The 21808-nt window shown below is 42.3% G+C and carries 20 protein-coding genes; 14 read left to right on the top strand and 6 right to left on the bottom strand.

Features of this window, described 5'->3' with window-relative positions; translation table 11 throughout:
• Nucleotides 1-27: 27 nt before the first annotated feature.
• From N6H18_RS05340 to N6H18_RS05330, 3 genes are all read right to left on the bottom strand, one after another.
• On the bottom strand, nucleotides 28-2007 hold the full coding sequence (locus tag N6H18_RS05340) for a tetratricopeptide repeat-containing sensor histidine kinase (protein WP_262310804.1): 1980 nt from the start codon (nucleotides 2005-2007) through the stop codon (nucleotides 28-30).
• Nucleotides 2008-2154: 147 nt separating this feature from the next.
• On the bottom strand, nucleotides 2155-2913 hold the full coding sequence (locus N6H18_RS05335) for a LytR/AlgR family response regulator transcription factor (protein ID WP_262310803.1): 759 nt from the start codon (nucleotides 2911-2913) through the stop codon (nucleotides 2155-2157).
• A gap of 148 nt (nucleotides 2914-3061) precedes the next feature.
• The gene (locus N6H18_RS05330; protein ID WP_262310802.1) at nucleotides 3062-3631 is read right to left on the bottom strand and encodes a peroxiredoxin-like family protein; all 570 of its coding nucleotides are present in this window, start codon (nucleotides 3629-3631) and stop codon (nucleotides 3062-3064) included.
• Between the two features lie 363 nt (nucleotides 3632-3994).
• On the opposite strand from N6H18_RS05330, the gene N6H18_RS05325 reads away from it, so the two are divergent.
• Nucleotides 3995-4960, top strand: a complete 966-nt coding sequence (locus N6H18_RS05325; protein WP_262310801.1) for a sugar phosphate isomerase/epimerase family protein — start codon at nucleotides 3995-3997, stop codon at nucleotides 4958-4960.
• Nucleotides 4961-5000: 40 nt separating this feature from the next.
• Nucleotides 5001-7322 (top strand): chondroitinase-B domain-containing protein, encoded by a 2322-nt coding sequence (locus N6H18_RS05320; RefSeq protein ID WP_262310800.1) that lies wholly within the window; start codon nucleotides 5001-5003, stop codon nucleotides 7320-7322.
• A gap of 105 nt (nucleotides 7323-7427) precedes the next feature.
• On the opposite strand, the gene N6H18_RS05315 is transcribed toward N6H18_RS05320, so the two are convergent.
• Entirely contained in the window at nucleotides 7428-7805 is a 378-nt protein-coding gene (locus tag N6H18_RS05315) for a DUF1801 domain-containing protein (RefSeq protein WP_262310799.1), read from the bottom strand.
• A gap of 144 nt (nucleotides 7806-7949) precedes the next feature.
• Between N6H18_RS05315 and N6H18_RS05310 the strand changes: the two genes are divergently transcribed.
• The 3 genes from N6H18_RS05310 (at nucleotide 7950) to N6H18_RS05300 (ending at nucleotide 11034) form a co-directional block, all read left to right on the top strand.
• Nucleotides 7950-8606 carry an NAD(P)H-dependent oxidoreductase gene (locus tag N6H18_RS05310; RefSeq protein ID WP_262310798.1) on the top strand — a complete coding sequence of 219 codons (657 nt, stop codon included), beginning with the start codon at nucleotides 7950-7952 and terminating at the stop codon, nucleotides 8604-8606.
• 186 nt (nucleotides 8607-8792) lie between these two features.
• A complete protein-coding gene (locus N6H18_RS05305) occupies nucleotides 8793-9785 on the top strand; it encodes an aspartate-semialdehyde dehydrogenase (protein ID WP_262310797.1) in 993 nt (330 codons plus the stop codon).
• A 64-nt stretch (nucleotides 9786-9849) separates the two neighbouring features.
• The gene (locus N6H18_RS05300) at nucleotides 9850-11034 is read left to right on the top strand and encodes a class I SAM-dependent methyltransferase (protein ID WP_262310796.1); all 1185 of its coding nucleotides are present in this window, start codon (nucleotides 9850-9852) and stop codon (nucleotides 11032-11034) included.
• On the opposite strand, the gene N6H18_RS05295 is transcribed toward N6H18_RS05300, so the two are convergent.
• Nucleotides 11011-11787 carry a hypothetical protein gene (locus tag N6H18_RS05295; protein WP_262310795.1) on the bottom strand — a complete coding sequence of 259 codons (777 nt, stop codon included), beginning with the start codon at nucleotides 11785-11787 and terminating at the stop codon, nucleotides 11011-11013. The genes N6H18_RS05300 and N6H18_RS05295 overlap by 24 nt on opposite strands.
• Before the next feature lie 164 nt (nucleotides 11788-11951).
• Here N6H18_RS05295 and N6H18_RS05290 point away from each other — a divergent pair, with 164 nt between their 5' ends.
• From N6H18_RS05290 to N6H18_RS05280, 3 genes are all read left to right on the top strand, one after another.
• Complete coding sequence (locus tag N6H18_RS05290) at nucleotides 11952-12503, top strand: YfiT family bacillithiol transferase (protein WP_262310794.1); 552 nt, start codon at nucleotides 11952-11954, stop codon at nucleotides 12501-12503.
• Nucleotides 12504-12694: 191 nt separating this feature from the next.
• A complete protein-coding gene (locus N6H18_RS05285; RefSeq protein WP_262310793.1) occupies nucleotides 12695-13048 on the top strand; it encodes a hypothetical protein in 354 nt (117 codons plus the stop codon).
• Between the two features lie 276 nt (nucleotides 13049-13324).
• The gene (locus tag N6H18_RS05280; protein ID WP_262310792.1) at nucleotides 13325-14716 is read left to right on the top strand and encodes a sigma-54-dependent transcriptional regulator; all 1392 of its coding nucleotides are present in this window, start codon (nucleotides 13325-13327) and stop codon (nucleotides 14714-14716) included.
• On the opposite strand, the gene N6H18_RS05275 is transcribed toward N6H18_RS05280, so the two are convergent.
• Entirely contained in the window at nucleotides 14694-17279 is a 2586-nt protein-coding gene (locus N6H18_RS05275) for a hybrid sensor histidine kinase/response regulator (RefSeq protein WP_262310791.1), read from the bottom strand. The genes N6H18_RS05280 and N6H18_RS05275 overlap by 23 nt on opposite strands.
• A 254-nt stretch (nucleotides 17280-17533) precedes the next feature.
• Between N6H18_RS05275 and N6H18_RS05270 the strand changes: the two genes are divergently transcribed.
• The 6 genes from N6H18_RS05270 to N6H18_RS05245 all read left to right on the top strand — a co-directional run bounded on the left by N6H18_RS05270 (nucleotide 17534) and on the right by N6H18_RS05245 (nucleotide 21808).
• The gene (locus tag N6H18_RS05270; RefSeq protein WP_262310790.1) at nucleotides 17534-18058 is read left to right on the top strand and encodes a MarR family winged helix-turn-helix transcriptional regulator; all 525 of its coding nucleotides are present in this window, start codon (nucleotides 17534-17536) and stop codon (nucleotides 18056-18058) included.
• Nucleotides 18055-18540 (top strand): diaminobutyrate acetyltransferase, encoded by a 486-nt coding sequence (ectA, locus tag N6H18_RS05265; RefSeq protein ID WP_262310789.1) that lies wholly within the window; start codon nucleotides 18055-18057, stop codon nucleotides 18538-18540. Before N6H18_RS05270 ends, ectA begins: the two co-directional genes overlap by 4 nt.
• An 8-nt stretch (nucleotides 18541-18548) precedes the next feature.
• Nucleotides 18549-19814 carry a diaminobutyrate--2-oxoglutarate transaminase gene (ectB, locus tag N6H18_RS05260; protein ID WP_262310788.1) on the top strand — a complete coding sequence of 422 codons (1266 nt, stop codon included), beginning with the start codon at nucleotides 18549-18551 and terminating at the stop codon, nucleotides 19812-19814.
• Nucleotides 19811-20209 carry an ectoine synthase gene (locus N6H18_RS05255; protein ID WP_262310787.1) on the top strand — a complete coding sequence of 133 codons (399 nt, stop codon included), beginning with the start codon at nucleotides 19811-19813 and terminating at the stop codon, nucleotides 20207-20209. Before ectB ends, N6H18_RS05255 begins: the two co-directional genes overlap by 4 nt.
• Before the next feature lie 7 nt (nucleotides 20210-20216).
• Nucleotides 20217-21083: an ectoine hydroxylase gene (gene thpD / locus N6H18_RS05250; RefSeq protein ID WP_262310786.1), complete on the top strand. Its 867-nt coding sequence runs from the start codon at nucleotides 20217-20219 to the stop codon at nucleotides 21081-21083.
• Nucleotides 21084-21190: 107 nt separating this feature from the next.
• Complete coding sequence (locus N6H18_RS05245; protein ID WP_262310785.1) at nucleotides 21191-21808, top strand: MarC family protein; 618 nt, start codon at nucleotides 21191-21193, stop codon at nucleotides 21806-21808.

Genomic DNA, 21808 nt, shown 5'->3' with positions numbered 1-21808 from the left:
GCTTCATGAATGAAAACAGGATTCTGATTAGCCAATGGTAGTGTTTAAGGTGGGTGCTGCTACTGACTCAAGTGAGAAGCTAATAGCAGTACCGTTGTTTACTTCGATTTTTAAGTGGCCACCATGCATTTGTACAAATTTTTTACAAAGGATCAATCCGAGTCCAGAACCTTTTTCTCCATCCGTACCTTTCGAGCTTGGATTGAGGCTTATTTCGTTGATTTGGCTGATTGCTTCGCTTGACATGCCGATACCAGAGTCACGTACTTGTAGTATGACGTGATCATCGTCAACTGACACAGAGATGACCACCCGTCCATGATGAGGGGTAAATTTGATGGCATTGTTTACCAAATTGCGAAGTACCGTTCCCAGCATATTGAGGTCAGCTTTGACCATGATGTCTCTCTCTTCAAAATCGGTTTCGACAACCAAATCAATTTCTTTGGATCGTGCACTCGTTGCAAAAAGAGTCACTACGTCATCTATCAAATGTTGTACATTGACAGTTTGGGGTTGAAATGGCAATGCTCCGAGTTGGTTTAGTGCCCATTTGAGCAGATTGTCCAGCAAATGATTGACCTTGTCCGCAGACTTGTCCACCTGCTCGATGAGTTGGCTTATTTTTTCTGTATTGCCTCTTTTCATCTGATAGTTTAGCATCCGGCCGATCCCTTGAAATGAAGTCAATGGTCCCCGCAAATCATGCGCAATCAGAGCGAAAAACTTGTCTTTCATTTGATTGCTTTCCATCAAGGCATTCTGCGAAGCATTCAGTTTCTTGTTGATATCTGTAATCAGCAAGTTTCGTTTGTCCAAAGTTTTTTTGGCTTTTCGTGTTTGCACAAAACCAAAAATGAATCCAGTGCAAGTCAATATAGCCGCTCCTGCCAATACACTTAGGCGTAGCATATCCAGTCGACCTTGCTCGATTGCTAAGAAATTTTCTTGGTTTTGCTGCTGAAGGGTCAAAATCTCATTTTCCTTCCTTTCTGTTTCGTATTGCTCTTGCAAGGCCAGTTTGGTTTGTTGGACTTCCACGCCAGACAAACTATCGCCCAAGGTTTTGAACTGTTTGTATGCAGCCAGTGCCAAATCATACTGCCCAAAAATTTCATAAGCCTTTGATTCAATCTCATAGACCATCACCATGGTATGCCATGCACCGTATTTTTCTCCTATTTGCTTGGCTCGCTGCAGATGATACATGGCTAGCGTTCTGTTTTGAAGTTGGGCATAGGCAGAGGCAAGGTTGGCATGAGACTCGATAGAAATTAACTCGTCGTTGCGCTTTTCTTCCATAGCCAGTCCTCTTTTTTGATATTCAATGACTTTTTCTAAAAAGCCTTGCTCTAGATAGACTGAGGCCATGTTGCCATAGCTATAGGCTTCCAGATCATCCCAACCATTTGCTTTGGACAATTCGACGGTCTTTTCATAGTAATACAGCGAACTGTCATAATTTGGCAGCCCTGAGTAGGAATTGCCCAGTCCCAAATATGACAGAGCTTCCCCTCGCAGATCTCCAGTGCTTTGCTGATGGGCCAAGCTTTTGCGATGATATTCGATGGACTTTTCATTGTCGCCCATCTCGTGGAGCGTGGAGGCAAGGTTGGCCAAAGTACTGGCGTATAGTCCACCATGGAGCTTGGGATTGATCAAACGCAAGGCTTGATAAAACAAGGTGATGGATTCATCAAATCGACCAAACTGACTGAGTGAAAATGCCTTTAACTCTAGCCCTTCGGCTATCAGCAACTTGCTATTGATCCCTTCACTCAAACGGATCCCCTCATCTATCAACACGATGGCTTCTGAGGCACTTTTGCCTGTGATGACGGGTGCTGCTACGTCATAGTAAAACTCTATCAACGCAGAGTCTGTCTCCACTGACTCAGACAACCAACCAAAATAGGAAGACCAGTCTAGTGTACTGGATTCGGCGTACATTTGATTGATCAAGGAATCCAACAGCATTTCGTTGTCTGCCTGCTGTGCCTTGATCATCTGTTGGAGGAGGGGCGGTTGCGCGTAATTATTATGAAATAATAAAAAGCATAATACCGTAAGAAACCATAATTTGCACATGCATGTAATTGAATAGGGTCGAAAATTTGCAGCTTGGATAGGTAAGTCAAATATACAAATCAAGATTCAAAGCAGCATCTGCAGCCTCTTGAATAGTTCAGTTTTATAGCTTCGTCCGAATGGAATTTCACGACCTTCTAGCGTGATCAGCAAATCTGTATCATCAATGCTGCTGATCCTGCTCAAATTCACGATATATGCTCGATGAATGCGTAAAAACATTTGATGATTCAGTTGTTGTTCCATGGCCTTGAGCGAGATGCGAAGATGGTATTGGCCTGTAGCTGTGATCACTTCACAGTAGCGTTCATCTGCCAGTTCGATCCATAGTATGTCGCTGACTTGGACCTTCTCTAGCTTACTGCCCTTTTTCAAAAAGAAACTGTCTCTGATCAATACATCGGTATTCCATGTAGTAGAATTTTGAGGCGATGCAATTTCTCGGTTAGATTGTTCAAATTTAGTCACGGCCAACTCAATCGCTGCTTGCAAATTGCCCCTTTCTACGGGTTTCAACAGATAGGCATTGGGGCCAGTGGCAAGAGCTCTGTCCAGCGTAGTTTTATCATCAAAGGAGGTCACGAAAATAAATGGCGTAGGACGAATCTGCTGAATTTGTCGTGCAATATCTACTCCATCCTCGTTTTTGCCTAACGCTATATCCAATAGCACTACGTCCGGATCCAGTTCCTTGAGACCCTTCAGCAAATCACGCGCATTGTCAAAAAAGCCTACGGCATCATAGCCCATCTCATCGAGCAACATTTCCATCTTCGCCGCATGTGTAGCATCATCTTCTGCTACTAGCATCCTTAATTTGACCATAATTTTCTCGTAATAAATGCAGATTGGGCTAGCTGTTAGGAGATAATTTGGAACGTATAGGTGGAATGTAAAGATAGAGAATTTTCGTTGTGTCGAAACAGTCTATGCCTAGGTTTCTGTATGCCAATTGGCAGCCCAGTGAGTAAAACTATGCCGCACCCGTTTCCGCAAATTTGGCAATGATATCAAGCCCCAGACGATCAGTCAAACTGCGGGCATAGTGTACCTTTTTGACAATGCCTTTTTCATCAATGAGAAATTCTGCAGGTATGGTTTTAATCGACTCTTTGCCTTCCATCATGTGGACAGGCAACCCTTTCATCTTGGCTTGAACCACAGTTTGGAAGAAAGTAGTGGCATGACTTATGCCCGACTTGAGCGCAGAACTCTCCACTCCATACTGGTTGTACCACACTTTGTCAGGATCAGAAATCAAAGGAATCGGGTTGATTGCCTGATGAAACTCATGTGACAATAGCACTTTGGCTTCAGACTCAAAAAAGAAAATCATTTCCAAACCCATCGCTTTGAATTCCTCATGTTTTTTTTGAAGTCGGTGTACACGTATGTTGCAAAATGGGCAACCCGCATGTCTAAAAAACGCCACCAAGACTCTTTTGCCTCGGTAGTCCTTCAAATTGACGGGACGGTTAAAAATATCAATGAGATCAAAAATGGGTGCAACAGCATTGAGTTCAATCGAAATACTTTCTGACATTTGATTTGTTGGTTTAATCATTGGAATTACTCAATATACGAGTATTATATCAACTCAGATTTAATCGAGAAATAATTGCACCATGTTTTTGGAGACTTATATGCATTCATCCCTTGTATGGATTAGAACACAACAGACCCAGATCATCAACCTCAATTGAGATTAAGGAATGAAAAACAATTTGAAGTGGCACATACTTTCATTTAGAGCATTTATTCATTCCAAAATATCGTTACACTTGGATCAGTTGTCCGTTTTTACTTTCGTTAAATTTAGGTTAGTCTTCCTATTATTTTCTGTTTTCGGATAATCTCTCTATATTGGTTGACCAATTTTTGGGAATCCAAAAATGGCTTTGAAAACATGAAGACGGAAGACTTGATGAAGACCTCTAGGAGAGATTTTATAAAGAAAACATCATTGGCGGCAGGATTGATTCCTTTGCTGCCGACACCCTTATTTTCATGGGATTCTCATCTTGAGAATGAAAACTTGCATGTCAGCATTTTTTCCAAACACTTGCAGTTTTTGGATTACAAGGACACAGGGTCGATGGCTGCTGAGATGGGTTTCAATGGTGTAGACCTGACTGTCAGACCCAAAGGACACGTGGAACCCATGTCTGTAAAAGCGGATCTACCCAAAGCGATCAGAGAAATTGAAGCTGGTGGCTCTCAATGCCAGATGATCACCACCAGTATCGAAAAAATCAGCAACCCACTAGATGTAGAGGTCATCCAGACGGCAGCCAAAGAGCGCGTACAATACTATCGCACCAACTGGTTTAAATACAGCGATGCTGAACCGATGGATGTCCAGCTAGACCAATATGCCCAACAAATTCAAAAGTTGAGTGAGCTAAACCAGTCCCTTGGGATCGTGGGATGTTATCAAAACCATGCAGGTCGACATGTAGGAGCGTCATATTGGGAGGTCAAAAAAATCTTGGAAAGCGCAGACCCTGCGTATTTTGGGACACAATATGATATTCGCCACGCCATGGTCGAAGGAGGATTTTCTTGGCAAAACGGACTCCAACTTTTACAATCACAAATCAAGGTTATCGTACTGAAAGATTACAAGTGGGGCAAAGTAGATGGTGATTGGGAGGCAATCAATGTACCTATAGGACAAGGAATGGTAGATTTCAAAAAGTACTTTAGAATTTTAAAAAACTATGGTTTGAAACCACCAGTCTCCCTGCATCTCGAATATCCATTGGGTGGAGCAGAAAAAGGAAACCGAGACATAACAGTAGACAAAAAAGTGGTATTTGATGCCATGAAAAAGGATCTGCAAGCCGTACAACGGCTTTGGAACGAGGCTTAACAAAAGGAAGTATAGAATTTTAATTCAAAGAATAAGAGCAATGAAAAGGAACATTATTTTACTAGCAGGGTTGTTTTTCTTGGCAGTAGCTTGTCAAGAAAAGACAGAGAAGAAGGAAGGGCTAGTAGTGACAAATGCGGTAGAGTTACAGTCGGCAATTGACAGTGCCAAAGCAGGTGATGAGATCATCATGGCCAATGGCGTATGGAAAGATATCCAAATCAGATTTGATGGACAAGGAACCGAAGATCAACCCATAACACTACGTGCCGAAACACCAGGACAGGTATTCATCGAAGGGATTTCGGATCTGAAATTTGGTGGACAATATTTGGTGGTCAGTGGCCTTTACTTTAGAAATGGCTATACACCTTCCAATACAGTGATAGATTTCAAATTTGACAAGGACCAAGTGGCCAACCACTGTCGTTTTACCAATTCGGTAATCGATGGATACAACCAATTGAGTCGAGACAAAATGGATCACTGGGTTGAGTTTTGGGGTAGAAACAACCAAATGGATCATTGCTACCTAGCAGGAAAGGCAAACGAAGGCCCAACAGTCAGGGTAGAGATCAAAGGAAGAAAAAACATTAAGAATTTTCACCAAATTGTCAACAACCACTTCGGACCTCGCCCTAGAAAGGGAGGACCAAAAGGCGAAACTATACAACTGGGGGATAGCTTTAGTTCCATGTCGCCAAGCAATACGACAGTAGCCAACAACCTCTTTGAGGAATGCAATGGTGAAGTAGAAGTGATTTCAAGTAAGACCAATTTCAACGAATTCAGAAATAACGTATTCTACAAAAGTGAGGGATCTCTCGTGACTCGTCACGGTAACTACTGTATCATCGATGGCAACTATTTCATTGGTGATGGCAAATCAGAAAATGTTGGCGGGATTCGTTTGATCAACACAGGACACGTCGTGACCAACAATTATTTTTATAACTTGATAGGCAAGAGCTTTAGAAGCCCGCTTGCAGTAATGAATGGGATTCCAAAATCTCCCCTCAATCGTTACAATCAAGTAACAGATGTCGTGGTTGCTTACAATACGTATGTCAACTGCCCCTCTCCATGGCAGTTTGGTGTAGGTACCAACATCAGTCAAAAGGAAGTATTGCCGCTCTCCGAAATCAGGTCTGCAAGACCGATCCGTACTGTGGTCGCCAACAATCTCATTTACAACGAACAAGGAGACCCATCTCCAATCGTAGAACATGATCAAGCAGATGGTGTTACCTTCGCCAGCAATTTTATCCAAAATCAAGGTGTAAGCTTTGCTGGTAGAAAGGGATTAAGCACAGCAGATTTGCAACTGGAAAAAGTAGGTGAAAACGTGTTTATGCCCACTACAACCACCGCGATGGAAGCATACATGGGTTTTGAGTTTGATCAAATCAAGACGGACATTTTCGGAAACTCTAGAGAAAATGATACAAGCATAGGAGCGATGACCAAGGCTCCTGTCGCAGATCCGATGATACTAGACAAAACCAAATATGGGGCAGACTGGTATTCGAATGTGAAAGAAGAAAGAGAACCAAGCATTTTGGAAGTCAAACCAGAGGACAATGATTTGGCTGTAAAAATAGCTGCTGCACAAGCTGGCGATGTGATTCTCCTAGCAGCGGGTCAGTACCAGTTGAGTGAATCATTGGCAATCAATAAGGCCATTACGATTCAGTCCAAAGATGACAACAATCCTGCTCAAATCGTCTACACAGGAGCGGAGGGTACGCCGGCATTTGCTATGAACCCAAAAGGGGAATTGACCCTTGCTAAGGTGAAATTGTCAGGGACAGGCACACAACAGGCTTTTGCTAGTTTGCAAAAGAACATGTCTAGCCACTACAATCTGACTGTCAATGGTTGCGAAATCCGTGATTTCGATTTCGTGTTGAAAGCATACAAAGAAACCTTCGCCGAAGAAATCAGCTTTATCAATACGGTGATCCAAAATTGTGAGAATGGAATCGAGTTGTCGCAAGAAACCAATGACAAAGGAGATTACAATGTGGAGTTTTTGACGATTGATCATTGTACCTTCGATGATGTGAAAGCCAACGTGGTAGACTACTATAGAGGCGGATACGACGAGTCGACCATCGGTGGCAACTTGTCGGTGACCAACAGCACCTTCACTCAGAGTGGCTCCAAAGAGAGTACGGGTATATTGATCAACAGCAGAGGAATTGTCAATGTCAACATTGAAGGCAATACCTTCCGCAACAACCCAATCAAGTTGGTAGCATTGCTTTGGGGAGCAAAAAACAACACACATGCCAACAATGAAATCAGCAATTCAGGTAAAATCTTGGTGGAGGAAAACTTGAAATTGACTTTGGTTTACTAACATCAGGCAGAGTAGATTTTGAAGAGGTCTTGTCAATTTGCATTGGCAGGACCTTTTTATTTCCAGCTCATTTCAGGTATGTTGATTGTAGAAATTGCGGAACGCTCACCTTTTGTTCAATTTCATTGGCTTATGCTCTGTGGTCTCATCTAGCAAATATGCCTCTTGTAGTACTTGACGCAACTCATCAGCATCTATTTCTTGGAGTGAATAGTAACTGATCCCAGCCATTCGTTTTCTATCCTTGAATTCTAGGATACCACTTTCATTAGACAACTCTCTGGCGCGCCAAAAGACAATCTCCACTCCTCCATTTTTAAGAGGGTTCAGATGGCAAATCGGGTTTTTGAGCCGATAGCAAGGAATACTGTAACTGATTTTGGCTTGCACTTTGGGATGATCCGTGATCATTCGATGCAGCGCCAGAAGCAAGACAGATTGTTGTGCCTCTTTGGTATGAATGTAATTGAGTACTGAGTCCATGGGGATTTATCGGTTGTCTGAAATATAAAAATAGCGAAGAAATGAATTGTGACTTCTTTATTTCCAAACCTTTTAGAACCCAAAGGGTAAACGAAGAACGAGAATAAAGACTAATTTTAATTCCAACACCATACTATTCAACTCATGACAAAAGAAGAAATACTCAGTGCTTTCCGTTACAGACATGCTTGCAAAGAATTTGACACAAACAAAATTATCCCCAAAGAAGACTTTGATTTTATCCTCGAAACTGCCCGTCTTTCGCCTAGTTCTTTCGGCCTAGAGCCTTGGCACTTTGTGGTCGTCCAAGACCCTGCACTGCGGGAGGCATTGAAAGAAAATGCGTGGGGAGCTCCCAAAAAACTTGATACCGCCAGTCATTTCTTGCTGGGACTGACCATGAAATCAACCTTGATGAAGTGGGACACAGCTTACCTACAGGATTTCATGAGGCGTGTGCAAGACTTGCCAGAAGAAGTCATTCAGGGCAAGAGTAAATTCATTGAGCAATACCAGAAATCAGATTTTGAGTTGACAGACGATCGTAGACTCTTTGACTGGGCGGCAAAGCAGAGCTATATCGCGATGGGAAATATGATGACTGCTGCAGCGATGATCGGGATAGACAGCTGTCCGATCGAGGGTTTCAAACAAGAAACCACCGAGCAGATTCTCAAAGATAAACTGGGCATTGATACTGACAAATATGGCATATCGTACATGTTGGCTTTTGGCTACCGTGTCGTAGAACCAAGAGAAAAAACCAGAAGATGCATAGACGAAGTAGTGACGTGGAAATGACGTTTGGTCCTAAAGATGATTCATTCTTGCTTAAATAATAACCACAGGGAACAAAGGGGTTAAATATTTAACAAAGAGAATGGTTTTTTGACAATTATTAATGAAGAGCACAATATCGGGTTGGTAGTTCTTTGAATTCCAGTAATTTTGCCATCCGATATTGAATACAATTAAAACGAAAATACAGTGAAACTTGCAGTAGTAGGAGCAACAGGTCTTGTAGGAAATGAGATTTTGGAAGTGCTCAAAGAAAGAAATTTTGAATACGATGAATTGTTATTGGTGGCATCAGCGCGCTCTGCGGGCAAGCAGGTGGATTACGATGGTAAGACTTACACCGTGATTGGTCTAGAGGATGCTGTAGCAGCCAAGCCAGATATCGCGATCTTCTCAGCGGGAGGAGGTACTTCACTAGAGTGGGCACCCAAATTCGCCGAAGTAGGAACCATCGTCATTGACAACTCTTCTGCATGGAGAATGGACCCAACCAAAAAATTGATCGTACCAGAGATCAACGGTGACGCCATCACCATCGATGACCGCATCATCGCCAACCCCAACTGCTCGACTATTCAGATGGTATTGGTTTTGGGGCCATTGAACAAAAAATATGGTATCAATCGTGTGATTGTATCGACCTACCAGTCAGTCACAGGATCTGGCAAAGCTGCTGTTGACCAAATGATGGCTGAAAGAGCTGGTGAAACACCTACTATGGTCTATCCACACAAAATCGACATGAACGTATTGCCTCACATCGATGTGTTCTTGGAAAATGGATACACCAAAGAGGAAATGAAAATGACCAACGAAACGGTCAAAATTCTCAGAGATGACAGAGTAAAAGTATCTGCTACCTGTGTGAGAATCCCAACCATGGGTGGACACTCTGAGTCAGTCAACATTGAGTTTGACAACCCATACGAAATGGCTGAGGTGAAAGCAATTTTGTCCAAAGTGCCAGGTTTGGTGATCCAGGACGATGTAGCCAACAACCTGTACCCGATGCCTATGACTGCTCACAAAAGAGACGAAGTATTCGTGGGTAGATTCAGAAGAGATGAGTCCAAAGCCAATGCTTTGAATCTGTGGATCGTCGCGGACAACTTGAGAAAAGGCGCTGCAACCAACGCTGTTCAAATCGCACAATATGTGACGGAAAACAATTTGGTCTTATAAGACATTCCTATTTTAGCAGAGGCTGGTCTGGATTTGTATAAATTTGGGTCAGCCTTTTTTGTTTATGATCGAAGAGCTTTTAAATCCCGCAGTTCAAAAATTCATTCAAGAGCATCTACAGGATGACCCAGTGACTCTGGCTTTGCAAGCTGCTAGATTTCCTGAAATACCTGTGGCATTGGTGGCTCATCAGATCAAGTGCTTTCAAAAGGCGAAGAGCAAATTGCCTGAATTCTCCGCAGAACCTACCATCATCTATCCACCAGGTGTATCCCTAGAGCAAAGTTCCTCCGAGATCACTGCCCAATACAAGGCGAATTTGATGGATGGAAAATCAATCACTGATCTTACGGGTGGTTTTGGAGTTGATACTTATTACTTCGCCAAGCGTTTTCGACAAGTGTATTATGTGGAGCAAAATCTAGCCTTGCATCCAGTCGTCGCTCATAATTTTGAGCAACTCGGCATCAAGAATGTAGAATTATATTTGGCTAGTGCGGAGGAATATTTGAGCAATCTGACGGTGACACCAGATTGGCATTATTTGGATCCTGCCCGGCGTGATGGTGCGAACCAGCGCGTCTATCAGATCACAGATTGTCAGCCAGACTTGACCCAACTATTACCAGAGCTATTAGAAAGGGGAGCCAAAGTTTTGGTGAAATTGGCTCCCATGCTAGACATTCGTCAGGCGTTATCTCAATTGGATGCAGTCACAGAAATACATGTGATATCTGTGGACAATGAGTGTAAAGAAATACTCTTCAAGATCGAAAGTGGTAGTGAGGTAGAACCCAAGATTTTTGCAGTGAATTTGCGAGGTATGGTGCAAGACATTCTGTCTTTTATGTATAGCGGCGAAGGGGATGACTGTGATTACAGCATGCCACAGAAGTACATCTATGAGCCCAATGCATCGATCATGAAAACGGGAGCTTTCAAAGCGGTTGCTCAAAACTATCATTTGCAAAAACTCCATAGAAATTCGCATCTCTACACTTCCACTATACTAGTCAATGATTTTCCAGGTAGGGTTTTTGAATTGGGGGCTGTGACTGTGATGAACAAGAAGAAGCTGAAAGATTATGTGCCGGACAACAAAGCCAACATCACGGTCCGAAACTACCCCAACACAGTACAAGAAATCCGAAAAAAAACCTCCATCAAAGACGGAGGTTCTGTATATCTATTGGCCACTACGCTGATGGACGGCAGCCCGAAAGTCTTAGTTTGTAGTCGTCTTGGATGATGTGATGACCTCATCAAACAGTTCGATCAACGAGTCTTCACCAGCCAACTTTTCTTTGATAGCTGATTGCAGGTAGCCAGGTACTGCTTGCTGGGAGGCAATTTTCTGCTGGACATCTTTGAGCATATCGATGAGCTCTTGCTTGTTTTCAATATCCATGTTATTGATTTGTTCTATCAAACTAGCGATTTTAGAGCTTTCAGCTTTTGCATCTGTTTTTTGTTCCTCTTGTTGAGATTTACTCAAGATACACTCATTGTAGTCATCGATGATTTGGTACAAATCTGATTTGTCGTAGCTACCACCAGCAATACTGTCTTGCACGGATGGACATTGGTCTAAGAACTCCGCCAATCTTTTTTTGAAACCAATGTTGCTGATTTTGTGCTGACTCCCGTCCAATTTTATGAGTAACCTGCCTGAGTATTCTGAGGTATTAGTTTCTAGATCGATGTACTTATATAGACTCAAAAAATATCCTTGCTTTTCTATTTCTACAAATTGGTACCTGTCATCGAGTTTGGTTGCGATATAGGTTTTGTCATCCTTGACGATGCTTTTGATTTGGTAAGACTCAAACCTATTCTTCTTTTTGCCTACTTTGATCATGGCTCGATCTGCAGTGTAGGCACCACCTGGATACAAGGTCACTTGGCCTACCATTGTATCGAGTCTAGCGGTGATGAGTGTGTCTTGCGCAGCAGCTGCAACAGTCAGTAATAGGAGGAGGTTTGATAGAATGTACTTGATCATGCCTTGTAATATAATGGTCTAAGCTGTAAATATATCTCAGTAATGCCGTATTCACTTAATTTGTCTCCCGACAATACATTTTTTGTCATCTGGGTTATTTATTTGAGAAAATATCAACCATCCAGCTGCTCTTGTTAATTGCTCTGAAACACTTATTTTAGGGCATGGATGAAAAAGCATTAACTCAACTCAAATTCCCGATTGGCGAATTTATCAAACCAGAAGTAATCTCTAATGACCAGATCAAAGAATGGGTTGCAGATATCGAAGCATTCCCATCGCGAGTCAAGATCCTTACCACAAATCTCTCTGTCGAACAATTGAATTGGCGCTACCGTCCTGATGGATGGACCATCAAACAAGTTGTGCACCACTGTGCCGATAGTCACATGAATAGTCTCATCCGTTTCAAACTAGCATTGACTGAAGACTCCCCAACTATCCGACCCTATCATGAAGAGCGATGGGCAGAATTGATCGATTCGCAAGACAATGACCTGAGCTACACTTTATCACTATTAGAAGGACTACACTATCGTCTTGTTCAATTGCAGAGAAATCTTAGTGAAGAAGATTTGAAACGGGAATTTATCCATCCCGAACATGGTAGGCGATTTACTTTGGCAGAAACTATTGGCATCTATGCCTGGCACTCCAATCATCACCTAGCTCATATCCAACAAGCGTTAGGCTACCAGGGCAAATTTTTAGAATAATATTTTTTACACCCTGTGGATATGTTCCACAGTTTGAGGTGAAGTTAGTCAGTCTGGGTAGCGATAAGTTTAAAGACAAATAATTTTAAATATCTGAAAATCAGGATATTAGATTATATTTTCTTATCTGGCATGGCTTTGAATATATACCTGTCAAACAATATAAAACTTCACTTTTAAAAAATACAATTATGAAAAATGTAAAAAGAATATTCGCCTCGTTAATGATGTCAGTTGCAGTGATGGGAACAGCATTTGCTCAAACAGCTACTCCAACTGAGGAGATGGATCCAACTCAAGATCAAACTCAAATGGTAGAGTCACAAGATCAAGACAAAACTGCGATCGCTATGGAAGAAGTTCCTGAAGCGGTACAAGAAGGTCTTCAAGATTCAAACATTGAGACTGCAGCAGTAGAAGAAGCTTACAAAGTTGATCTTACTGACGAAACTTTGTACGAATTTGTAGTAACTGCCGAAGGCGTCAGATGGGCAATCCAGTTTGATGAAGAAGGCAACTATGTGAACAAAAAAGCAATTAGCTAAGAAACATCACTCTTTTATTCATATATCATTCCCCTGAAAAGGAGCTGAAACGTCAGCTCCTTTTTTCGTATGTACGTGGGTTGATCTTTTCCAAAGGTCTATCTTCGATCACCCAAAAATTCCAATCGTGCAAAGTGATTGGGTATAAAATTTTGGAAAAGCTAAAGATCACTTTATTACGTTTGTATTGATTATCCTCCCAAAAAATGTTAATGTAATGATAGAGAATGTACTTTTTTCTATCTTTGATTACCACATCAATAGCTCAACCTGTATATGGCTAAAATCCTAGTAGTAGATGATGATCCAGCATTCAACAAAATGCTCAGTTCTTTTTTGCGCAGACAAGATCACGAAGTAGAAGAAGCATTTTCATCCAAATCTGCCTTGGCAGCATTTAAGACCCAAGCCATCGACTTGGTTTTGACGGATTTCAAACTGCCAGACATGGATGGTCTGGACTTGATCCGAATCATCAAAGAGGAGCGTCCAGATTTGCCAGTTATTTTGATTACCAACTACTCTGACATCCGTACGGCGGTTACCTCCATTCAATTGGGCGCATTTGAGTTCGTGACCAAACCGGTCAATCCAGACGAGTTGCTCCTCACAGTAGGTCAAGCACTATTAGAGAAAAGTTCATCTGGTGAGACCAAAAGCAAAGCGATTAAAAAAAGTGATTCTCCACCAAAATATGTGGTGGGCAAAAGCCCTGCCTCACTAAAACTATGGGAGCATCTTCAACTGGTGGCACCTACCAAAATGACTGTACTCATATTGGGAGAGAGTGGAACGGGCAAGGAATATGCTGCCAAAATGATTCATGAAAAGAGCAAGAGATCCAAAGAACCTTTTGTGGCTTTGGATTGTGGTGTGCTGTCCAAAGAGCTGGCCGCCAGCGAACTTTTTGGACATGTAAAAGGCGCATTTACTGGAGCAGTTCAGGATAAGAAAGGGGCATTTGAAGTAGCCAATGGTGGGACGATTTTTCTCGATGAAATCGGTAATCTGCCATACGCTGTGCAAGTACAACTCCTGCGTGTGATTCAGGAAAGAAAAGTCCGACGTGTCGGTAGCGAAAAGGAAATAGACGTAGATGTGCGGATCATTGCCGCCACCAATGAAAATATCAAAGAGACGGGAAGTCAAAGTGAATTCAGAGCTGATCTCTACCACCGTCTCAACGAGTTTGAAATCAAAATTCCTCCACTACGAGAGCGAAGAGAAGACCTAGCAGAGTATGTCAATTTGTTCTTACACCAAGCATGTGAAGAGCTCGATCGTGAAGTTGAGGGTCTTGATGCTGATGCTATGTCTATCGTGGAGAATTATCCATGGCCTGGCAATTTGAGGGAATTAAAGAATGTCATCAAACGCGGTGTGTTATTGAGCATGGGTTCGAAAATCACCTCTGCACAATTGCCAGGAGAGTTGGCGCATGAAAGTATATTGGTGCCTTCCTATAGTAGTGAAAACGGTCATGGAGTGGAAAGCATGATTCAGCAACCAGCAACGGATCTCAAAGCGATGCAGGAACAAAATGAAAAGCAACTGATCTTGGAAACGCTGGAAAGAACCAAATACAACAAGAGCAAGACGGCCAAACTCCTAAATATCGACCGAAAGACACTTTACAACAAACTCACTAAATATCAAATTGACGTTTGAGTTGATCTCTGAGTTTTTCGAATACCACATGTAGCTCTGCTGACAATTCTTCGGCAGAGGCTTTTGCCCTGTCTAGCTTGCCTATCTGATGAAATAGTTCGATGCTAGCGAGCGCTTCGCTGATTGTGGTCAATCCTAGATTGTCATAGCTGGTCTTCATTTGATGACAGAGATCAGCCATTTGGCTCATATTGTCAGTTTCCAAATAGTTTTGATAATCATTTAGTTGTCTTTCATTGTTGGAGAGGAGTGAGCTGAGTAGGCTTTTGAAGGTATCTTCATTTCCACCAGCATATTTGTATATGAGACTAAAATCAAAAATGGACTGGTTTTCTGACGACACTTTTTCATCGGATGTTTCTAGGCGGCTTTCATCAGAGTCAGATCGTACAGGCTCAAAATACTGCGCCAATATTTGCTGAATGTCGCTTGTGTTGTAGGGTTTGCTGTAGACTTGATCAAAACCCTCGTCTTTGAGAGCCTGGAGTTTGTCTGGCTGGACGTGTGCTGTCAATGCAATCATGGGTGTCTGAATACCAGCCGCACGAACCTGCGTCAAGAACTGAGCTCCATCCATGCCGGCCATCTTGATGTCTGTCAAGATAAGATTTACTTGACTTTCGCTCTCCAGCAAAAACTCCAGGGCCAAATGGGCTTGCTGAAAGACCTTGACTTCATTGACCAATTGTGAAAGAACTTCTTTGATCAGTGTGGCGTTCCAGTCATCATCTTCTACCACCAAGACTTGTACGGCAAACTTGGTTTGGAGAGATACCAATGGCAAATCAATGGTGTTGTTTTTCTGTTTTTCGATATATGGTAGCTCCAACTCCATTTTGAAAGTAGAGCCTTTGCCCAACTCACTTTCCAATGAGATTTTGCCCTCCATCGCTTCGGTCAGACTCTTGGCGATAGATAGTCCTAGTCCTGTGCCTCGATAGTTTTGAGTTGTTGTGTTTATTTCTTGTGTGAACTGATCAAAAATTATCGTTTGCATTTCTGTTGAGATTCCTATGCCTGTGTCTTGTACTTGAATCACCAACTCCATGGTGTCATCTTTTTTCGTGCCCTGAATATCGAGTAGAATGAACCCCTCTGTGGTAAATTTGATGGCATTGCTGACCAGGTTGATCAGTACCTGTTTGATACGCATCGCATCTCCTACTAGCTCGATATCCTCTATTTCACTTGAGATGTTGACTTTGAATACGACACCTTTGTCATCACTCGTTTTGCCATATACCGTCTGTATCTCATGTACAATGCGGGGCAGATCAAAGGGTTGTTTGGATAGTTCCAACATTCCTGCTTCGATTTTGGCTTGATCCAAGACATCATTGATCAATCCCGATAGGTACTCATTGGAGTATTTGATAGCGGTCAAAAATTGACTTTGTCTGGGATCAAGTGTAGTCTGTCCAATCAATTCGGAAAAGCCCTTGATGCTTTGTAAAGGAGTACGAATTTCATGACTCATATTGGATAAGAACTCTTCTTTGGCCAATGCCAATTTTTCAGCTCTCGCTTTTTCCTTTTCGAGCTGTATGCGGTAATAAAATGACCCTGTGATATCTCTCAATATCAGGAATAGAAATCCTCCGCTCATGAGCAACCCTACGAGACCTACCGAAATGATAAAAAGAGTAGATTTGGCAACTACTCTGGTTGCTGCATGATTGGCGATGGCAGACTCCGCTTTTTCTTGTTGCTTCAGGGCATAAATGATCCCCCTGATATTAGATATAAACCGCATATCTTGTTTGAGCAACTCCAATTCCTTGGCGGACATCCGTCTTTGCATGCGTTTTTCTTCCTTTAGTGCCTGCGACAGAATATTTTTCACCTCTAGCAATGTCGTATCATAAGAAAGGCTTTTGATCACGGTCGTGTCTACTCTGACCTGTTTGGAGAGTGAAAATTCATCTTTGACCGTTCTGACGGTATCCACGTATGTTTCTTCACTACCCAGCATTTTCCTAAAAAAGCCCTTGACCCCTTTGCTCTCATCCTCTACCACAAGCACTTTTTCTTTGGGAGTAAATTCAGCATTGAGGAATTCCCTTCTGAGGAGCTGCCGCTCTGTCACGGCAGTGTCATTCATTTGATTTTGGATTTTGTTGAGCGCTTGACCAGTAAACATTTCTTGCTGCCGCTTGTTTTTGAGCTCCAGAAAAGTCTCCAAATTAGAAAGCTTCGTTTCATATAATATTTCTAGTGAATCTACTCTCTCCAGCTGAAGACTATCATCGTTGAGCAAAGTTTTCAGTTCAGCGATTTTCAACTTGGCTGTACGGGCATGAATGAGATACTCACGTTCCAAACGACCATCATTGCTGAGGATATAAGACTGTATGTTGTTTTCAGCCTCCACGATTTCTTGAAAGGTTTCATTGATCAATTCGACCCGTTCGTCTGGTTGGCTCAGACGATTGATAGCACCTGTCAACGCCAAAAAACTCTCGTAGCTCACATAGCAGATACAGCACGTGATGAGAAAGGAAATCAAAAAGACCATCCACACCTTTCTTTTGGTCTCCCTATCTGTTTTGATATTTTGAGTCATAGAGACAAGTTAAAAACTTGTGTCAATAACTGGAGACTATGTATTGTTAAAATTGGGCATTTGGTCGGTGGGTGGAGGGAAATGATAGTCTATGGATTTATTAATACCTCCTCCATTTTAATCACACAGGACATTATGATACATAAATTAATATTTCACCACTAAAATGTTTTTAATTGTACTAGATTATTTAGTTTTGCATAAGATTCAGTGCTGTACTATTTTACAGTGTAAAACAAATACAGCAAAGCAAAGTGAAAATAGAACAAGAGATTATCGCAAGTATCAGGAAGATCATACGAGCCGTAGACATTTATTCCAACAGGTTGAAGGAGCAGATTGGGCTCAATTCGTCCCAGCTTACCTGCCTCAATTATTTGAGTGAATATGGCCCCAGATCCATCTCTGATCTCGGCAAAATGCTGAATCTATCTCCCAGCATGTTGACCAACATCATCGATCAGCTAGAATCTAGACGCATGGTAGAGCGTGTGCGCTCTGACAAGGATCGCCGCATCATCAAAATCGAAATGACCAAAATGGGGGATGAGATTTTGAGCAACTCTCCCATGTTTTTGCATAAAAAACTGGAAAACAATCTCTCCGATCTCACAGGTGACGAAAGAAAGAAAATATTGGACTCACTCGGCATGCTCATCAAAGCGATAGAGGCAGAAGACGTTGATTCTAGTCCAATTCTCGCCTCTGGTGAAAACGTGGTAGGAGAGCCAGAAATCACAATCAATCAAGCAGGCGAATTCAAGCCTAAAAATACATGACAATAAAAATTCGAAAACCTCAGATCAGCGATGGAAAAGAAATTTGGAAACTTATTAAACGTACTGGCAACTTAGACCTCAATTCAGAATACTGCTACTTTATGCTAGCAGATCTGTACCAAGACCAGTGTGCTATTGTCACTTCGCCAGATCATGCTGGTATATTGGGATTTGCATCCTGTCTTCCTCGTCAAGAGGAGGACAACACTTTATTCGTTTGGCAGATATGTACCGACCCTCAGCTTCAGAAACAGGGGATGGCCAAAAAGATGCTTCATTTCATCCTAGAAAATCAACAAGACAAAGTCAAATATATTCAGGCGACTATCTCAGAGGACAATCTGGGTTCGCGTGCACTATTTACATCCATTGCCAAGTCTTATGACGCAAAAATTGACAAGGATTTGTACATAGATGCACAGGACTTTAGCAATAGTCACAAGTCTGAATTCATATATAGAATTGGAATTTTGAACTATTAAAAAAAATAATGGAACAGATTAGAAAACACGAATCCAAAGTAAGAGGGTATAGCAGAAGCTTCCCTACGACATTTACTACGGCACATGGAGCCATCATCAACGATGAGAATCACAGACAATACATTGATTTCCTAGCAGGAGCAGGTGCGCTCAACTACGGGCACAACAATCCCTTCTTCAAGATGAAATTGATGGATTATATAGACAAAAATGGCATCACACACGGTCTAGATTTGGCTACAGAGGCCAAGGAAGAGTTTATCCGAGTATTCAACCAATACATCTTGGAGCCAAGAGAGCTGAAATACAAAATGCAGTTCACGGGCCCTACAGGTACCAACGCAGTAGAGGCTGCAATCAAGTTGGCACAGATCTCGACGGGTAGAAACAACATCATCACTTTTACCAATGCCTACCATGGCCATAGCAAGGGTGCTCTGAGATTGACTGCCAATGAGCACTATAGAAAAGGGCTCGAAAACGAACTAAACCAGTTCACAAGCTTCTTGCCGTACTACGGCTATGTAGAAGGTGGATTTGACAGTGCAGATTATCTAGATCAAGTGCTCAGTGACAAAGGCAGCGGAATCGACAAACCAGCAGCGATCATCCTAGAGACTATCCAAGGAGAAGGTGGTGTCAATGTAGCTCCCAATGAATGGTTGAAAAAACTGAGAAGAATCACCGAAAAGCATGGTATCCTAATGATCGTAGATGACATCCAAGTTGGCTGTGGTCGTACGGGCAAGTTCTTCAGTTTCGAAGAGGCAGGGATATATCCAGACATGGTGACATTGTCCAAATCCATCAGTGGATACGGACTACCAATGGCCATCTTATTGATGAAACCAGAATTAGACAAGTGGGAACCAGGACAGCACACAGGTACGTTTAGAGGCAACAACCTCGCCTTTGTCACAGCGGCAGAAGCCATCATCAAGTACTGGAAGGACGACAAATTCCAAGACGAGATCAAAGAAAAATCTGCCAAACTGTTTAGAATCCTGAACATCATCAAAGATGAAAACAGTGACATCATCACGGACGTGAGAGGCAAGGGATTGATCATCGCCATGGAATTCATTGATGCTGAAACTGCCAGCAAGGTGACTAGGGAAGCCTTTGAAAACGGCCTCATCATCGAGACATGTGGGTCTGAAGGCAACATCATCAAGTTTTTGCCTCCGCTCAATATTCACCACAATTACCTCAACGAAGGGATCAAAATATTTGAACAAGCAATAGAAAGCATCAAAGAAGTAGAGTTGGTATGATAGTCAGAACGCTAGAAGAAATCCAGGCATCAGGCAACGAAGTGCAATCTGATGGCTGGACGAGCAGAAGGTATTTGCTCAAAAAGGATCAAATGGGTTTTTCTTTTCACGAAACCATCATTCATGAGGGTGCAAGGTTAGAAATGCACTACAAGAACCATCTGGAGGCAGTATTCTGTGTCAAAGGAGAAGGAAGAATAACTGCTCTGAAAACTGGGAAAAGCTGGGAAATCAAACCTGGAACAATGTACGCCCTCAATGAAAATGACAAGCACATTTTGGAAGGAATCACTGAAATGACCGTCATGTGTGTGTTCAACCCTCCAGTCACTGGTCAGGAAACACACAATCCAGACGGGAGCTACTCATTGGTCAAAGAAGAACTTTTAAACTAAAAACATTATGGTATTAGAAGACTTGTATCCATCAAGGACAGAGGCCACAGCACAGTGGATTGATCGACAAGATCCAGTAGTGTACGGCAAGGGCAACACAAACGTGTTGACCCAAGAACAAATTGAGAATTATAAAAGAGATGGCTTTTTGATCATCAAGAGTGTCTTCTCTCAGGAGGAAATAGATCTATACAATACTGAATTCGAAAGACTCAGCAGCGATCCTATTCTTTCCTCGAAAGAGGAGTTCATCAAAGAGCCGAATAGCAGAGTAGTGAGGTCGCTATTTGCAGCACATCAATTCAGCGATGTTTACAAAGCACTAACTGATGATGAGCGAATTCGTGCCAAGGTGGAATACCTATTGGATGACGAAACCTACGTGCATCAGGCTAGAATTAACGCCAAGCCAGGTTTCAATGGCAAGGAGTTTTATTGGCACTCGGATTTCGAAACATGGCACGTAGAAGATGGCATGCCCAACATGCGAGCCATCAGTTGTCTGATCACGATGAATGAGAACAAAAGCTACAATGGATCGCTGATGTTGATGCCTGGTTCTCACAACAAATTTGTGAGTTGTGTAGGGCAGACGCCAGATGATCACTACAAAGAATCACTGCGCAAGCAAGAATACGGCGTGCCAGATCAGGAGAGCTTGACGAAATTCTATGAGGAAAATGGAATCGTGGTAGCAGAGTGTCCTCCAGGGTCTGTGATTTTATTTGACTGCAACACGATGCACGGTTCCAATGGCAATATTACGCCTTTGGCCAGAAGAAACATCTTTTTCGTGTTCAATGCGGTAACCAACAAATTGGTTGACCCATTTGGCGGAACGAAACCCCGTCCAGATTTCATTGCACACCGATAAGGCATTATTATTTTAGGTTTAGAAAGGTCTATGGGACGCTGCTTTTGGCTGCTACCATGGCCTTTTTTTTGTAATTTTATCTTGTTCTCATCAAATTCGACATCCCCATGTTCAATGCAGCATTTTACGATTCCCTAGGCTTGATGCTTTTTATGCTCAACCCTTTTTTATTGATTGTGTACCTGATTGATTTGGTAGAGGAGCTAGATTCCAAGACCTTTTCGATCGTACTGATCCGAGCAGCACTCATCAGCGGTTGTTGTTACATCACATTTGCTGTGTTGGGCAATGAAATATTTGATACCCTATTCAAAGCTGATTTTGCGTCTTTCCAGATCTTTGGAGGTATTGTCTTTCTCATCACGGGGATTCAATATGTATTCAATGGCAACAAGGCCATGAAAAAGCTAAGAGGTGAACCCAAATATGTACAGGGAGGAATTGTGATGCCCATCATGGTCGGGCCTGGTACCATTAGCGCCAGCATCATAGTCGGTCAGCGACTGAGCTACCCGACTGCTATTCTCATTATTGTGATATCGCTCATCGTTTGTATCAGTTTGGTGATTCTACTCAAATACATCTACTCCGCTGTGAAAACCAAAAACGAAGACCTGGTACTGCGCTACATCGACATCATCGGTAGAGTCGCTGCATTGCTCATCGGAACTTTCTCTATCGAGATGATTATGAGCGGACTCAAAACATGGGTAGCTAAGTTCTAA

This window comes from Reichenbachiella agarivorans, from assembly GCF_025502585.1.
GTDB classification, from domain to species: Bacteria; Bacteroidota; Bacteroidia; order Cytophagales; family Cyclobacteriaceae; genus Reichenbachiella; species Reichenbachiella agarivorans.
This window is presented reverse-complemented; position numbering and strand designations above follow the sequence as displayed.

What these genes read in the sequence shown, in the direction of transcription:
- N6H18_RS05340 (WP_262310804.1), bottom strand. Translation starts at nt 2,007, where the DNA reads ATGATCAAGGCACAGCAGGCAGACAACGAAATGCTGTTGGATTCCTTG.
- N6H18_RS05335 (WP_262310803.1), bottom strand. Translation starts at nt 2,913, where the DNA reads ATGGTCAAATTAAGGATGCTAGTAGCAGAAGATGATGCTACACATGCG.
- N6H18_RS05330 (WP_262310802.1), bottom strand. Translation starts at nt 3,631, where the DNA reads ATGTCAGAAAGTATTTCGATTGAACTCAATGCTGTTGCACCCATTTTT.
- N6H18_RS05325 (WP_262310801.1), top strand. Translation starts at nt 3,995, where the DNA reads ATGAAGACGGAAGACTTGATGAAGACCTCTAGGAGAGATTTTATAAAG.
- N6H18_RS05320 (WP_262310800.1), top strand. Translation starts at nt 5,001, where the DNA reads ATGAAAAGGAACATTATTTTACTAGCAGGGTTGTTTTTCTTGGCAGTA.
- N6H18_RS05315 (WP_262310799.1), bottom strand. Translation starts at nt 7,805, where the DNA reads ATGGACTCAGTACTCAATTACATTCATACCAAAGAGGCACAACAATCT.
- N6H18_RS05310 (WP_262310798.1), top strand. Translation starts at nt 7,950, where the DNA reads ATGACAAAAGAAGAAATACTCAGTGCTTTCCGTTACAGACATGCTTGC.
- N6H18_RS05300 (WP_262310796.1), top strand. Translation starts at nt 9,850, where the DNA reads ATGATCGAAGAGCTTTTAAATCCCGCAGTTCAAAAATTCATTCAAGAG.
- N6H18_RS05295 (WP_262310795.1), bottom strand. Translation starts at nt 11,787, where the DNA reads ATGATCAAGTACATTCTATCAAACCTCCTCCTATTACTGACTGTTGCA.
- N6H18_RS05290 (WP_262310794.1), top strand. Translation starts at nt 11,952, where the DNA reads ATGGATGAAAAAGCATTAACTCAACTCAAATTCCCGATTGGCGAATTT.
- N6H18_RS05285 (WP_262310793.1), top strand. Translation starts at nt 12,695, where the DNA reads ATGAAAAATGTAAAAAGAATATTCGCCTCGTTAATGATGTCAGTTGCA.
- N6H18_RS05280 (WP_262310792.1), top strand. Translation starts at nt 13,325, where the DNA reads ATGGCTAAAATCCTAGTAGTAGATGATGATCCAGCATTCAACAAAATG.
- N6H18_RS05275 (WP_262310791.1), bottom strand. Translation starts at nt 17,279, where the DNA reads ATGACTCAAAATATCAAAACAGATAGGGAGACCAAAAGAAAGGTGTGG.
- ectA (WP_262310789.1), top strand. Translation starts at nt 18,055, where the DNA reads ATGACAATAAAAATTCGAAAACCTCAGATCAGCGATGGAAAAGAAATT.
- ectB (WP_262310788.1), top strand. Translation starts at nt 18,549, where the DNA reads ATGGAACAGATTAGAAAACACGAATCCAAAGTAAGAGGGTATAGCAGA.
- N6H18_RS05255 (WP_262310787.1), top strand. Translation starts at nt 19,811, where the DNA reads ATGATAGTCAGAACGCTAGAAGAAATCCAGGCATCAGGCAACGAAGTG.
- thpD (WP_262310786.1), top strand. Translation starts at nt 20,217, where the DNA reads ATGGTATTAGAAGACTTGTATCCATCAAGGACAGAGGCCACAGCACAG.
- N6H18_RS05245 (WP_262310785.1), top strand. Translation starts at nt 21,191, where the DNA reads ATGTTCAATGCAGCATTTTACGATTCCCTAGGCTTGATGCTTTTTATG.